The sequence below is a fragment of the Paenibacillus xylaniclasticus genome, assembly GCF_004001065.1.
GTDB classification, from domain to species: Bacteria; Bacillota; Bacilli; order Paenibacillales; family Paenibacillaceae; genus Paenibacillus_T; species Paenibacillus_T xylaniclasticus.
Map to the genome: position 1 here is coordinate 14,879 of NZ_BIML01000013.1, position 14,562 is coordinate 29,440.

Below are 14,562 nucleotides of genomic sequence, written 5' to 3' on the forward strand. Positions count from 1 at the left end.
AGGAGAGATCAGGATGCAAAAGCTATTTACAGCCGATTACGTTTATCTAGCTGGCGACTTCTGCAAAGACGGCGCACTGCTGGTTGAGAATGGAATGATTCAAGATACGGGCACCCGTGCGGACCTTGAGGCTCGCTACCCTGGAGCAGAGCTTGTTGCGTGGGAAGGGCAAGCTATTGTGCCGGGCACAGTCAATGCTCATAATCACTCGTTCCAAAGCTTGCTGCGCGGCATCGCCATAGACAAGCCGTTCCTGGAATGGCGGGATCAGGCGCTGTATAAGTACACTCCGCTGCTGAAGGAGGAGGACATTTATACAGGCGCGCTGCTCGCTTTTGGCGAGATGCTTCGTTATGGCGTAACAACGGTGTGTGACTTTTTCTACATTCATCATGACGGAACGGCCTATGATGAGGCCGTCATTCGCGCAGCTAATGACCTGGGCATCCGTTTTGTCATGGCGCGCACCATGTATGACTGGGATGGCGCCCCGATTGCTTACCGCGAATCGATTGCAGATGCGGTAAGCCGGACGCGTTCGCTCGCGGTGAAATATCAGGGGAATCCGATGGTGGCGATCCATCCGGCGCCCCATAGCCCGCACGCAGCTTCGCCGGAAATGATCCAAGCGGGACACCGGCTGGCGCAGGAGCTGGATACGCCTTACCATATTCATGTTGCGGAAGAGATGTTTGAGGTAGAGGAAATTTTACGGGATTACGGTAAACGGCCGATTCATTACCTCGATTCGCTCGGCGTTCTGGATGAACGAATGATCGCGATTCATCTTGTGTGGCTGGACGATTCCGAAATTGCACTGGCCGGCAGCCGCAGCGCTTCACTTGCCTACTGTCCATCGAGCAACATGTTTCTAGCCGATGGCATCACTCGGATTCCCGATCTTGTGAAAGCCGGGGTTACAGTATCGCTTGGGACTGATGGAGCATGCAGTAATAATCGCAATAGTGTCTATGAGGAAATGCGGATGGTGTCATTACTTCAGAAGGTAGCTCGTCTGGATGGAACATGCATGACGGCGCAGCAAGCGTACCAAATGGGGACAGACAACGGAGGAAAGGTGCTGCGTTTGCCAGTCGGCAAACTAGAAGCCGGTTATTACGCCGATTTCAATGCACTGGATATTCATGACCTGTCGCTCGCTCCGCGCAATGAGCTGTTTGCCAATATGGTGTACGCCATGCAGCCGTCTGCCGTGAAGCGGGTAGTCGTAGGCGGCCGCGTTGTGTACGACAATAACGATATTGTGACTATACCTGAACGCAGTATCAGCACCCGTGTCGACGCTCTATTTGATCGATTATTAGAATCTAACAATAGTTAAGACAGCAGGAGGAGATGACGTTTCGTGACATCATCTCCTTTTTCTATTCAGCACCCCAATATGGTGATGGGAAACAACGACTGTGCTTCATTGCTCGTTGCGTTATAGACATCGGCTCTGCAACAAATTTACTCGATAAATATATATAAATGACAAATCTTATAATATAATAAAGTTAAACGCTTACATCAATCGTCGCTCAGATTTTTACGGTACAAATGATAGTCCGGGAGGGGCATACCTATGAACAAAAGTATAAAAGCCATTGTTGTTGGCGCTGGGATTGGCGGCTTAACAACGGCTTTATATCTTCATCGTGCTGGAGTAGAGGTTCAGATCTACGAGTCCGTTAAAACGATTAAGGAATTAGGTGTAGGAATAAATCTATTGCCTCATTCTGTGAGAATATTATGGGATTTAGGATTGCAAGAGGCGTTGGATGAATCAGCAGTACGGACGAAGGAGCTGGCATACCATAACAAATTCGGTCAATTAATTTGGCGGGAAGACCGCGGTATGGATGCGGGCTATAATTGGCCGCAATATTCTATACACAGAGGCAGGCTGCAAGGAATACTGCTACATGAAGTCAAACGAGTGCTTGGAGAGGGCTGTATACATACAGGAATGCACTTATCTCATGTTGAACAGCTTAATAATAAGGTACAAGCTTATTTTATAGATCGTAATAATGAACATGAGCAGCTTGAACTGGTGGAGTCTGATTTCTTGATCGGAGCAGATGGCATCCATTCTGCTTTAAGAAAGCAGCTTTATCCACAAGACGATCAGCCAATATATGGCGGTAGAATATTATGGCGTGGGATGACGAAGGCCAAACCATTCCTATCGGGTCGCACGATGATTATGGCAGGCAATATTGATGAGAAATTCGTTGCTTATCCGATTACTACCCCTGATCATTCCGGTTATTGCGATATTAACTGGATCGCGGAGCTATCTGTAGCCGAAGCGCCTAATCGCAATGATTGGAACAGGCTTGCTAATCTCGCTGACTTCGCGCCTAAATTTCAAGACTGGACATTTGACTGGTTAGATGTGCCTAGCTTAATTTCAGGTGCTGAATATGTATATGAGTTTCCACTTGTAGATAAAAACCCTTTACCGCGGTGGAGTTTTAATCGAGTAACACTGCTTGGCGATGCTGCTCACCCAATGTATCCAATAGGTTCTAATGGAGCCTCGCAGGCTATACTAGACGCTGAAGCGTTATATTTATCGCTTAAGGAGAATCAAAATATTGAGGAAGCTCTATTCGCTTATGAGCAAAGACGTATTCATAAAACGGCATCTATCGTAAATAGTAATCGACAGCATGGTCCTGAGATTGTGATGCAAATGGTTCACGAGCGTGCTCCTGAAGGATTTGAACGTTTAGAGGATGTAATCTCGCAAGCTGAATTAGAGGAAGTAGCTAATCGTTATAAGCAAATTGCCGGTTTCGATAAGGAACAGCTTAACCGACTAGAGATGAAGGCAATATCGTGATTACACTCAAACCAGTATTTGAAGCCAAAATGGAAGTCGGGGCTGTTCAAGAGGTTGGTGTCACGGCCAAAGGAATTCGTAAAATGATTCCCATTCTGGGCGGAGCATTTGCAGGTCAAGAGATAAGTGGTGTCATATTGCCTGGCGGTGCGGATTGGCAGCTTGTGCGGCCTGATGGAGTAGCTGAAATTGAAGCGCACTATACGATGAAGACGCATGATGGAGTTTGTATTTATATTATGAATAAGGGTTACCGACATGGCCCGCCTGACATTATGGCACAAATGGCACAAGGTATAGAGGTGGCCCCTGAACATTACTATTTCCGTTCCTCGCCTATATTTGAAGTGGAGCAAGGGAAGTATGATTGGCTAACGAGAAAAGTCTTTGTTGGCACAGGAGAACGTCGAAAGGACCATGTCTTATTTCAATTCTATAGTTGTGAATAAACTTGGAATGGATTTCAATTACAAAGCACCTTCAAGATCATGTCCCGATGTCGCAAGATGTGGGGGATAACTTGAAGGTGCTTTATTTTATTTTGGGAAGGAATTAATGGACTATGCGTACATGCGTAGAAGAAATATAACGAATTTCAAAACTAGTTAACAAGAGTAACTATAAGAGAAAATATGGGTTCTAAAATTAAAATTAATGAGTTTTTTCAGTTACTATTGAACTTTTTAGGGGGTTAATTTCTTTCGGGTGTTATATAATGGTTCTACTCGATCTTTACCGAAGTCTGCAGTTGACATCAGTGCTCAGTCACCATATCAGGAGGAAAACTGTTTTGACAAAAAGCATAAGAACTAAAATTATGTATGCGATCACGTTGTGCTCGGTATTAGCGGTGTTACTAGTCGGTATCATAAGCATCTATGCAAGCAGGGGGATATTAAAAGAATATTCCTCAGACAGTGCGCAATTGTTAGCGGAAAGCAATGCAAAAACGTTAAACGAGACCATCGGTAAAATTGAAACATCCGTTAACGGACTCGCTATATCCGTACTTTCCATGCTGGATAACGCAGCGAAGTTTCAAACAAGCCCAGCCTATGTCCACCATTATCAAGAATCCATTAGGCCGGTCGCCGAGCAGTTCGCCGCGAATACCGATGGGGCCATGTCTTTCTATGTAAGGTTCAATCCGGCATTTACAGAGCCGACGTCCGGATTGTTCTACGCCGACACTGACGGAGATGGTACGATCGAGCAATTGGTCCCTACCGATTTCAGCAAGTATGATGCTAACGACACAGAGCACGTCGGATGGTATTACAGCCCGATTCAGGCGGGAGAGCCTATCTGGATGGACCCTTACCGTAATGAAAATATCGGCGTTGATATGATCAGCTATGTCATTCCACTCTTTAAAGATGGGGTAACGATCGGCGTTGTCGGAATGGATATCGACTTCAAGCTGTTCACCGACGTTGTTAATGCGATTAAGCCCTATAAGAATAGCTATGGTTCGTTGTTAAATGCCCACCAGAGCTTCTTGATCGATCCCTCGCGAACCTTGCAGGACAACTTAGCTAATGTAAATACCGACATGTCAGAACATATAAAGGCAAGCGAATCAGGTGTAGATGAAATCGTATTGGATAGTGAAGAGAAAGTGATCTCGTACGCGACATTGTCTAATGGTCATGTGCTGCTGATTACTTCGACTAAGGAAGATATGTACCATGATGTCAACTCGTTAACGCGGTTGATTGCTGTGGTGCTGGTAATCGTTATAATCATTGCTGTAGCAGTAGCGATGCTGTTAGGGAATAAATTTGCGAAACCGCTGCGCCAACTTATCGCTAGTATGAACAAAGTGAAGGATGGCGATTTAACCATTCAAGCAACCATTAATAGCAAAGATGAAATTGGTGAGATCGGAATTAACTTTAACCTCATGGTTAAAGAGCTGGGGAACCTTACGAGAAGTATTCGCTATGTATCCGAGAGCATCCATAAATCGATCCTTTCATTAACGTCTTCTTCGCATGAGATTGCGGCTGCATCCGATCAAGTAACTGCATCTGTCGATGAAATCGCACGCGGAACGAAGGCTCAATCGACATCGGTTGAGAGCAGCTCCGAGTTCGCTCTATCGCTTGCTGGGAAAAGCAAAATTCTGTATGAGAATACGAACAATGTACTCACAACCATGGGCGAGATGAATGAGAATAGTAAGGAAAGTCTAATTGTGGTCACAGGATTGAATGAAGTTAACGTTAAGAATAATACTGCAATCGATCATATTGAGCGGACGATTGACGGTCTGAATGAGCAGCATCAACATATTGGCCAGATCGTAGAGCAGATTAATCAAATCGCCGTGCAGACCAATCTTCTGGCTTTGAATGCATCGATTGAATCGGCAAGAGCCGGTGAAGCGGGCAAGGGCTTCGCGGTTGTTGCCAATGAAATTCACAGGCTGGCGGAGCATTCGAGAAGCTCGACGAAGGATATCGAGAACATTATTGCCGCGGTGCAGGAGAGCTCGAAAGGGACCGTCGAGGCTATGCATATTGTAAAAGAACGGGGAGTCGAGCAGACAGAAGCCATTGTGAAAGTAAGCGGGGCTTTCCAGCTCATATCCGCGTCTATTGCAGACATTAATCAGCAGTTGGCAGCCAACAGCGAGCATATTACGCAATTAACCGAGGATTCGAAGCGATTGGCAGCAGAGATTGAAGAGATCTCGGCTATCTCGGAAGAAAGCGCGGCCTCCTCGGAGCAGGCCTCCTATACGTTACAATCCCAAGCGAAGGATCTGGAGTCTGTAGTGTCTGCGATCGAGGATCTGAAGCAGCTTGTCGATACTTTAAATGAACTAAACTTGAAATTTAAAATATAAGTGGCAGCAGGGGACAACTCCAAACATCTAGAAGATAAAAGGCATTACTACGAGACCTTCCCGCACAGGGTGCTCGCAAGTAATGCCTTTGTCTTACTAATTAGTTACCAGTACATTGTATCGAGTCGTTACGCCGTTTTTATATACGTCAACGACACCTGTTCCAGGCTGCAATGCATGGATATATTGGTTGAAATCTATAACGATTGCATTAGATGGGGAAATTTTAGTTGCCAAACCACCTGTGTCATAAACTTGGCCGGGACGTAAAGTTATCGTTATTGAGGCGGCTTCGGCGACAGGTGTAGAAATCGAACTCGTGACGGTCGCGCCTCCAACCAGTAAAGCTGCTGCAGCCATTATTCCGACAGCTAAAGTTTTAATCTTCATCAATACATCATCTCCTTCCAATTTTGGTTCAAGAAAAATATAACATTAAACGGATATAAAAACATGGTAAGAAAGAATCAACTAGTAATTGGTAATAGAATACTATGTGATGGATCGTTTTGCACAGAGGCCCGTATGTGGTGGTTTAACTCGTCCACAAATTACATCTTCTCAGGCTGCCATAACAAAAGCTCTTCCGGCAATCGGGTTGGGTAAGAGTGGTGGTTGGTTTAGGGATGCTGCCTGTATCTGAAACAGATTCTGGGTTATAGTAAAATTATTAATAGTATCTTAGAATGATATATTAAGGAATAATATTCTATAGGGAGATGAAGCTGAGTGTTGTCCAATCGTAGAAAGGGAAATGTCCTTAGAAAGCTTGCAACTGGATTGCTATTAACCACCCTAATCGTTCCAGCTCTCCAGCATACGGCTTCAGCGAGCCCTAATACTCATATTACGGTAAACGGGAAAGAGCTTGTATCCGATCTGTCTCCCATTAGTAAGAACGGAAGCATTTTTGTGCCAATGCGATTAATTTTTGAGTCGCTTCAAGCAGAGGTTACATATAAGTCCAGCGAGAAGAAGGTCATTGGGGTCAAAGGCGGCACCACAATCGAGCTTCAGATCGGCAAAACAACGGCTTATAAGAATAATCAACCGATTACGTTATCTGCTCCGCCCTTTATGATGAATAACAGTGTCTATGTACCGATTCGTTTCATTGGCGAGTCGTTAGGGGCAGAGGTCTCTTGGAACAGCAGTACCCGGACTGTAGTCATCGATGATCCGAAGCTTGTTGATGAACAACTAGAGCTTCCTATTAAAAACGACAGCGGAAAGCCGATCGTTCTTGAGCATCGCGGGGACATGAAGCTTAGATGGTCGTATCAGGCAGAAAGCCCTTATACGATGTATGAAGGGTTTGCTATGTCGAATGATCAATTAATATTTGCGAGCTTTAATCAGGCTATCATTATGGACTATGCTGGAAATGTAATTAAAGAAATGCCGCTTGAGCAAAATAGGGCCGCGCTCGATCCTGACATTAATGCTGTTGCGACAGGTAAGGGCGGGTATAAGATTACAAGTGACAATACCACGACGGCTTGGAACAACATACCGCTCTATACTCAGGCTAATGTAACGTCATACGTAAAGGTAAATGGAGAACCTTCAATGGATTTTCTTCATCCTGCAGCGACTATAGATCGATTAGGGAACTTAATCATTATTACGACCGATGGTCTTACTGCATTCGACCCGCAAGGGAACAAGCTTTGGGTACATTCGGAATGGACCAAAGGCAGCGAGAAGGAATCGGCTTTTAATGAACTGCTAGAGATTCATACTGATGGCGCTAATCATCTCTATCTGTCGTATGTGGATCATCTGGTTGTTCTTGATTCGAAAGGTGAATTAATCGCGCTGCTGCGAGGGCGATATGATAACATTAGTGTGATGGATGATGGAACAATTCTATATCGAGGAGAGCCGTATCGGCTCGTTGAAGGCAAGCTGCAACAGATCTCTGAATCATTGACGCAATCCGGGCATATGTTCCGGGTAACGAATAAAGATAAAACATTACAGAAAATAAACCCTAACACCGGGGAAGTGCTGTGGACTTATCAACTGCCGACCAAAGAAGCGAGTCGCGGATACAGCTTCTTTGCAAGCACTTTAGTTCATGATGTATACGGCAATGTCTACATTTCTACTCAGGGTGGTACTGTACATGCACTCGATGCTGAAGGGAATTTGAGATTTAAGCTGGTCATTAATCAACGGACTATTGCTTCTGCTCAAGTGCTTCCACTCTCGGCTACTGAGCTTGTTGTGGTGAATGATAATGCTATTGCTTTCTTGGAAACGAGTGAGGTCAATTCATAGTAAAGGGGCTGCCCAATAAGTCCCTGCAAATTAAAAGGTTGTGTAGAAAACAGTGAGGTGAGCCGTTTTTTGCACAACCTTTTTCGTTTTCTTTATATTCCATTTAATTACAAAACTGTATTACAGGAAAAAATATTTTTTTGCATTGTCAACAAATAGTATTTTCTAACCGATAAAAATTATATATTGTTAGAATATGTCAATTCGTTTAGTGTGTGGAATTATTACATACTTAGGGGGAGCAGGATTAGGATGTCTACGGACTTGCTTGAAATGCATAAGAAGAACAAATTAATGGTTTCGTTGATGCTAGGAGTACTGATTCTAGGAATTGTAATAGCCGAGGGTGAGATTCGGAAAATATTGGCGCTAGCCGGTATTCCTTTCTGTATATTATGTGCAGGGCTAATATGGAGGCGAGTTGCCATTCCATATATTCGGTATATGATTACGTTAGGGATTAGCGGTATTTGTTATTTCTTTGCACGAGAGGCCGTTACAATAGAGGGGTTGTATATTGTTTATATCGCATTGGGGCTTGTTTCAATCTACCATGATTGGCGGCCGCTCACCTTGAGTGCGATATTGGCGAATGCGATGACTATTTACTTTTTTAATACCAAGGATACTTACGCTAGTTTCTCGATCACCCATCTGATAGCATTTCAGGACTTAACGTTAGCGGCGTTAATTACATCAAGTGTGCTCGGAGCGAAAGCGACGAAGAAAGCGGAGATGAACGCAGCAGAGTCGGCTGAAGCAAGGCTGCGCACAGAAGAGGTATTGAACGAGGTGAAGAGCTCCATTCAAGTATTGGGCGATTCGATTCACAGCTTGCAGCAAAATGCAGGACAAACCGGAGATATTTCATCCCAGGTTGTGATGGCGTTCCAACAGATCGCATCGGGCATTGAGACGCAGGCGAGCAGTGTAACGGGCATTTCGAATGCCATTCAGCAAGTGAGCGAGAGCATCAGCACGACGGCTCAGGCATCCGTCTCCATGAGTGACAAGTCAAAGGCAACCGTCGAGCTGACGGTACTTGGCCGATCGAGAATGGAAGAGCTGTCACACAATATGCAAGAGATTGATCAGCTGGTTGGCAGCACATCGGTCGTCATGAGCGAGGTCAACGAGGAGAATGCGAAGATCAGCAGCATTGTGTCGACGATTCAAGAGATTGCGAATCAGACGAATCTGCTGTCGCTGAACGCCTCGATTGAAGCAGCCAGGGCGGGAGAATCTGGTAGGGGCTTCACGGTTGTCGCATCAGAGATTCGTAAGCTGGCGCAGCATGCTCAAGATGCTTCACTTGATATCGCAGGTATTCTCGCCTCAATCCAGACGAAGATTGGTCAAGCGGCAGGGCTCGTTGAGGAAGGGCAGTCGATTGTTCGTGCGGGCAGAGAGTCGACCGTAAGCGTATCGCAACTATTCGAAGGCATTGAATTGAATGCGGCAGAAGTACAGGATCAAGCACAATATATCCGTGTGCTTAATGAGGGTCTGGATACGTCGTCGCAAACCGTCGTACAGGAGGCGGCATCGGTAGCCTCCTTCACGGAGCAATCGGCTGCTTCGGTTGAAGAGGTGCTGGCAAGCTCGCTCTCGCAGCAGCGTTATGTTGAAGATATCGTATCGTCGATTTCTCAGCTGCAGGGGCTCATGACGAAGCTGGATCAGACCGTAAGACGCTAGACAGCAGAATGAAACGAGGACCACATCCCCATACGGATGTGGTTCTTTGCTTCTCGGGCATACATCAATTCAGAAAAACTGAACATTTGCTTCAGGAAATTCTGCTTTACACATACTAAAAGTTGGTATACATTTAAATCATAGTTAATTACTTGGAATACTAGACAATAGGATCGACCGGAAAACCGGAGACCTGACCACAGTAAGAGGGTTAGGTCTCTTTCTGTTTATTTAAGGATTGCGGAAGGAGCGGATGCGATTGAATAAGACGCTACAAGCGCTGCAGCCGAAGGAAGCGTCGGTGAAGCAGCAGGAGAGGTCGGATCGTAAAGTTAAAATCGAGGTCGACTCGGTGTCGTTCGCTTATAGTGGGCAGACCATACTGGACCAAATATCTTTGCAGGTTCGAGAGGGAGAATTTACGGTGCTAATGGGCCCGAGCGGATGCGGTAAAAGCACGCTGCTGCGGCTCATCTCAGGCCTTGCTTCCCCGCAGCAGGGGACGATCGAAATTAAGGACAGTAAGCAGCAGAACGGACAAGAAGCGATTCACGGTATGGTGTTTCAGGATTATTCATTGTTCCCATGGCTATCGGCTGGCGAGAATGTAGTACTTGCACTAAGGCAGATTATGAAGGGCAGCAAGAAGGAGCTTCGGCATCTGGCGGAGCAGTACCTTCGGCTGGTCAATCTGGAGCATGCCTATAACAAGTATCCGGGGCAGCTGTCGGGCGGTATGAAGCAGCGCGTGGCCATTGCCCGGGCATTGGCGCTATCGGCGGATTTGCTGCTGTTCGATGAGCCATTCGGTGCTCTTGATCCGGTTACGCGTCTGCAGCTTCAGGATCTTATTGTTCAGCTTTGGCAGGATCAACGGAAAACGGCTTTGTTCGTCACGCACGATGTCGAGGAAGCGCTCTTCCTTGCGGATCGAATCATATTGTTCACCCCAGGGCCGGGCAGCGTCATCTCGCAGGTGGTGGAGGTACCATTCCCGCGGCCGCGTAACCGCAAGAAGCTGACGGAATCGCAAGCTTTCAGTCAACTGCGCGAGCAGCTGTTGAACCATATGAATCGCGCCCTGCTGGATCGCTTGGAAAGCCCGCATGTGATGGGCTTGTCTGGCAGCGGCATCTAACATCTATATTCATTAGGAGTGAATCGAACATGAAGTTTCTAACGAAAGCGGCGGCAGCTGCCCTATTATCGCTTGCAGTCCTCATTGCAGGCTGCAGCAGCGAGAAGAAGGAAACAACCAGCGCCACGACAGTCGATGAGACAAGTGGCCAGGCAAGCGCCAATCAAGAGCAGAGCTACAAGCTGAAGGTTGGCTATGGACAAGGCTTTGGCTCGCAGCTGGGCTTCCTGGCGGAGTATAAAGGATATTTCAAAGAGCAGAACCTTGAGGTGGAATTTGTGCCGTTCGCCGTAACGGCTGACGGACTGAATGCACTCCAGACCGACAAGATCGATATCGGCGTATCCTTCGGTACAGCGGGGCCGCTTACATTTATCTCGAAAGGCTCGGAGTTCTCGATTATTGGCGGCCATCTATCCGGCGGTACGGCCATATTCGCAAGAGAAGAGGACAAGGAACAGTACAAAACGATTGAAGGCTACAGAGGCAAACGAATCGGTACGGTTCGTCTCTATACCGGCGACATCGTTCTTCGGACGGCGCTGAGCGCTGCGGGCATTGACTGGAAGAAGGATGTAGAGCTTACGGAGTTCAAGAGCCCGTCAGTTCTGCTGGAAGCGATCAAGTCGGGCAAAGTCGACGTAGGCGTCGGCGGCATTAATAGAGCGGCAGCGGCGGAGGCGGGCGTTATTCCGGTTACTTGGACGAATGATCTCCTTCCTGATGGCGTCTGCTGCCGGATTGTAGCGAACACCGATGAGGTGAACGACAAGTCCGAAGCTTACAAACGATTCCTCAAAGCGATCATTAAGGCTGAGAAAATTCGTTTCAGCGATCCGGAAGAAACGGTCACCGCGAGCAGACCTTATTTGAACAATCTCGACGATGCCACAATCCGCGATATGGTGATCGAGGAGCATCAATGGAATTACTCCGATCCGAACAAGAAGGCGATTGAGGAAATGTGGGACTCGATGGTGAGCATCGGTTATATAACGGATGGCAAAGACACAGATATTGACCAGCATATTAACACAACGCTCTACAAGCAAGCTGTAGAGGAGCTAATTGAGGAAAATCCGGATGATGAGTTCTTTAAGCAAGTACAGGAGCGATTCATTAAGCAAAATACGTAGTCTAGGCAAGAAGTAAGGAGAGGATGGCATGATCAATCGGATCGTTAAATTTATTAAAACGTATTACGGTACGGCTCTCATACTGATCGTCTTTCTTCTTGCCTGGCAGTTCTTCAACGACCTGGGGGAGAGAATCAATCCGATTCTCTTTCCAAAGCCGTTAGCTGTCGTGAAGGCGATGTGGGAAGGTAAATCATTGCTCGTGGAAGGGTTCTTCAGCTCGATGACGCTGCTGCTGTCAGGCTACTTGGCTGCTGTGGCGCTCGGCATTGTAGGAGGATTGTTTATTGGACTCAATCGACGTATTCGTCATATCCTCATGCCGATCTTTCATTCGCTCAGCCCAATCCCGCCGACGCTGTATACGCCGTATGCGATTGCGCTGCTGCCGACGTTCACGTCCGCTTCCATGGCACTAATCTTTATCGGTGCTTTCTGGCCGGTGTTCCTTAGTACCGTACAAGGCGTGCTGCTGGTCGATAAGCATTACTTGGATAATGCCCATGTGCTTAGGCTGAAGGGGTTCCGTTACTTGACGAAGGTCATCATTCCGGCAAGCTTGCCTTTCATCTTCAGCGGTGCGAATACGGCGCTAGGCTTTGCTTTCATTATTCTAACCGTGGCGGAGATGTTCGGCGCCAAATCGGGGATGGGCTATTACGTGCAATATTACAGCGATTTCTCGGATTATAAGAACGTGATCGGCGGGATGATTTTTAATAGTATCGTCATCCTCGGTATCGTGCTTATTTTCGAGGCGATTCGCCGTCGTCTATTATTTTGGACCCGGTTGAAGGAAGATCAAGCGTAAGGTTGAGGGGGATACAAGGATGAGCCAACAACAGCAATTAGAGCACGTCGGGCAGCCGCTATTGGAGCGGTATGCGGGGGTTGTGGATGAACTGGTGAAGCAATTGGCGGAGACGGCGGTGGAACGGGATCGTACCGGTGGCACGGCTGTGAAGGAGAAGGAACTGCTGCGCGCAAGCGGTCTGCTGCATCTGCTTATTCCGGAAGAGTACGGAGGATTAGGCGGCACTTGGTCTGACGTGCTGTATATCACTCGGCGTATTGCGCGTGTGGACAGCTCGATCGCGCATCTGTTTGCCTACCATTTCGTTAACCTTGTGACGCCGCATATGTTCGGTTCAGCGGAGCAGAAAGCTTTCTATTATCGGGAGACAATATCGCGCAATCTGTTCTGGGGCAATGCATTCAATCCGGTTGAACTGAAGGTGTTCGCAACGAAGCAGGGTGAGCATTATGTCGTGAATGGAACGAAGGGCTTTTGCTCTGGAGCGACAGATTCGGACTATCTCATTCTGTCCGCTCTTCGTTCCGAGGATAGCAGCTCCTTCATCGCCATTGTGCCAACCAGGCGGGAAGGCATCTATGTTCATAATGACTGGGATAACTTCGGGCAGCGGCAGACGGATAGCGGACAGGTCACCTTCACGAATGTCATCGTGAAGGAAGCGGAAGTGCTGCATGCGGTCAAACGGAGCAACAGTGAGTTCATCCGATTGCGTGAATATTTGGCTCTGCTTGTGCTCGGTCAAGTGTACCTCGGAATTGCCGAGGGTGCTTTCGAGGCGGCGAAATCCTATACGCGGACAACGACGCGAGCGTACCGGAAGTCTGGTGTGGCGAAGGCGTCAGAAGACCCATATATATTGAAGCATTACGGCGAAATGTGGGTCGAGCTGTCGAGTGCCCGGCTTCTGGCGGATCAAGCGGCCGCACGATTCGATCAGGCTTGGGAGCATGAGGCTGATCTGCACGGCGATCAATTCGAATCAACAATAGAGGCTATTATACTTGCCAATGCGGCGGCGACGAAGGTTGGCGTGGGGCTGACGAGTCGGATATTTGAGGTGATGGGGGCGAGATCCACTTCATCGCAGTACGGGTTTGACCGTTATTGGCGGAATATTCGGACACATACCCTGCATGACCCGCTCGATTATAAGCTGAAGGAGCTTGGCAAATGGGCGCTGCTTGATTCGTTCCAAGTGGGAGACAGTCTGCTTATTAAGCAGGAGGATAAGACGCCATGAGAGCGTGGGCAAACCGTTCCATTATTGCGGTCTTGCTGCTGCTAGCGGCGGGTGTGATTTGGAATACCGCGTTTGCCTCGAAGGCAGATGTTGACCGGCCCGTTATTGAAGAGACAGCGCCTGCAATTGAGCTGAAGGATGCAGAGGGACATACGATAAGGCTGGGCGGCTCTCGCTCGGACAGCGGCAAGCCGCAGATCATCAGCTTCTGGACTTCATGGTGCGATTCGTGCCAAGCGGAGGTACCGAGGATGAATGCTTGGTTTGCGGAGTATGGCAGCCAGCTTGATTTCTATGCCATTAATGCGACGAAGGATGACAGTCGTTCCGAAGCGGAACAGTTCATGACAAAATATGGTGTGCAATACCCTGTACTGTTCGATTCAAGTGGTGAGGCTGCAGCGCGCTATGAGGTGCAGATATTGCCGACGTTTTTTCTGATCGACCGCTCGGGAAAGCTTCAAGATATTTTATATGGGGAAGTACATGAGGAGCTTATGCATCGCAAAATAAAAGAATTAATCGGTTCACCGACCGTATAGGAGGGA

At 47.4% G+C, this 14,562-nt stretch carries 12 protein-coding genes; 11 read left to right on the plus strand and 1 reads right to left on the minus strand.

The features are described from left to right. The first annotated feature begins 13 nt into the window (after positions 1-13). The 4 genes from PXY01_RS13695 to PXY01_RS13710 all read left to right on the plus strand — a co-directional run bounded on the left by PXY01_RS13695 (position 14) and on the right by PXY01_RS13710 (position 5,702). Positions 14-1,342 (plus strand): amidohydrolase family protein, encoded by a 1,329-nt coding sequence (locus PXY01_RS13695; protein WP_127570586.1) that lies wholly within the window; start codon positions 14-16, stop codon positions 1,340-1,342. Between the two features lie 243 nt (positions 1,343-1,585). After that, complete coding sequence (locus PXY01_RS13700; protein WP_218028225.1) at positions 1,586-2,851, plus strand: flavin-dependent oxidoreductase; 1,266 nt, start codon at positions 1,586-1,588, stop codon at positions 2,849-2,851. Then, positions 2,848-3,300 (plus strand): DUF3237 domain-containing protein, encoded by a 453-nt coding sequence (locus PXY01_RS13705; RefSeq protein ID WP_246027928.1) that lies wholly within the window; start codon positions 2,848-2,850, stop codon positions 3,298-3,300. Before PXY01_RS13700 ends, PXY01_RS13705 begins: the two co-directional genes overlap by 4 nt. Positions 3,301-3,641: 341 nt before the next feature. Then, entirely contained in the window at positions 3,642-5,702 is a 2,061-nt protein-coding gene (locus tag PXY01_RS13710) for a methyl-accepting chemotaxis protein (protein ID WP_164744419.1), read from the plus strand. Between the two features lie 96 nt (positions 5,703-5,798). Here PXY01_RS13710 and PXY01_RS13715 read toward each other — a convergent pair whose 3' ends face one another. Next, positions 5,799-6,092 (minus strand): hypothetical protein, encoded by a 294-nt coding sequence (locus PXY01_RS13715; protein WP_127570588.1) that lies wholly within the window; start codon positions 6,090-6,092, stop codon positions 5,799-5,801. Positions 6,093-6,431: 339 nt separating this feature from the next. Between PXY01_RS13715 and PXY01_RS13720 the strand changes: the two genes are divergently transcribed. From PXY01_RS13720 to PXY01_RS13750, 7 genes are all read left to right on the plus strand, one after another. Then, positions 6,432-7,985 (plus strand): stalk domain-containing protein, encoded by a 1,554-nt coding sequence (locus PXY01_RS13720; RefSeq protein ID WP_127570589.1) that lies wholly within the window; start codon positions 6,432-6,434, stop codon positions 7,983-7,985. A 252-nt stretch (positions 7,986-8,237) separates the two neighbouring features. Continuing rightward, the gene (locus PXY01_RS13725; protein WP_127570590.1) at positions 8,238-9,683 is read left to right on the plus strand and encodes a methyl-accepting chemotaxis protein; all 1,446 of its coding nucleotides are present in this window, start codon (positions 8,238-8,240) and stop codon (positions 9,681-9,683) included. Positions 9,684-9,936: 253 nt separating this feature from the next. Beyond that, on the plus strand, positions 9,937-10,821 hold the full coding sequence (locus tag PXY01_RS13730) for an ABC transporter ATP-binding protein (protein WP_127570591.1): 885 nt from the start codon (positions 9,937-9,939) through the stop codon (positions 10,819-10,821). A gap of 29 nt (positions 10,822-10,850) precedes the next feature. Then, positions 10,851-11,957 carry an ABC transporter substrate-binding protein gene (locus PXY01_RS13735; protein WP_127570592.1) on the plus strand — a complete coding sequence of 369 codons (1,107 nt, stop codon included), beginning with the start codon at positions 10,851-10,853 and terminating at the stop codon, positions 11,955-11,957. Positions 11,958-11,985: 28 nt separating this feature from the next. After that, on the plus strand, positions 11,986-12,768 hold the full coding sequence (locus PXY01_RS13740) for an ABC transporter permease (RefSeq protein ID WP_127570593.1): 783 nt from the start codon (positions 11,986-11,988) through the stop codon (positions 12,766-12,768). A 19-nt stretch (positions 12,769-12,787) separates the two neighbouring features. Then, positions 12,788-14,014 carry an acyl-CoA dehydrogenase family protein gene (locus tag PXY01_RS13745; protein ID WP_127570594.1) on the plus strand — a complete coding sequence of 409 codons (1,227 nt, stop codon included), beginning with the start codon at positions 12,788-12,790 and terminating at the stop codon, positions 14,012-14,014. Next, a complete protein-coding gene (locus PXY01_RS13750; RefSeq protein WP_127570595.1) occupies positions 14,011-14,556 on the plus strand; it encodes a TlpA family protein disulfide reductase in 546 nt (181 codons plus the stop codon). Before PXY01_RS13745 ends, PXY01_RS13750 begins: the two co-directional genes overlap by 4 nt. Positions 14,557-14,562: the final 6 nt, after the last annotated feature.

What these genes read in the sequence shown, in the direction of transcription:
- PXY01_RS13700 (WP_218028225.1), top strand. Translation starts at nt 1,586, where the DNA reads ATGAACAAAAGTATAAAAGCCATTGTTGTTGGCGCTGGGATTGGCGGC.
- PXY01_RS13735 (WP_127570592.1), top strand. Translation starts at nt 10,851, where the DNA reads ATGAAGTTTCTAACGAAAGCGGCGGCAGCTGCCCTATTATCGCTTGCA.
- PXY01_RS13715 (WP_127570588.1), bottom strand. Translation starts at nt 6,092, where the DNA reads ATGAAGATTAAAACTTTAGCTGTCGGAATAATGGCTGCAGCAGCTTTA.
- PXY01_RS13740 (WP_127570593.1), top strand. Translation starts at nt 11,986, where the DNA reads ATGATCAATCGGATCGTTAAATTTATTAAAACGTATTACGGTACGGCT.
- PXY01_RS13750 (WP_127570595.1), top strand. Translation starts at nt 14,011, where the DNA reads ATGAGAGCGTGGGCAAACCGTTCCATTATTGCGGTCTTGCTGCTGCTA.
- PXY01_RS13695 (WP_127570586.1), top strand. Translation starts at nt 14, where the DNA reads ATGCAAAAGCTATTTACAGCCGATTACGTTTATCTAGCTGGCGACTTC.
- PXY01_RS13730 (WP_127570591.1), top strand. Translation starts at nt 9,937, where the DNA reads ATGCGATTGAATAAGACGCTACAAGCGCTGCAGCCGAAGGAAGCGTCG.
- PXY01_RS13745 (WP_127570594.1), top strand. Translation starts at nt 12,788, where the DNA reads ATGAGCCAACAACAGCAATTAGAGCACGTCGGGCAGCCGCTATTGGAG.
- PXY01_RS13725 (WP_127570590.1), top strand. Translation starts at nt 8,238, where the DNA reads ATGTCTACGGACTTGCTTGAAATGCATAAGAAGAACAAATTAATGGTT.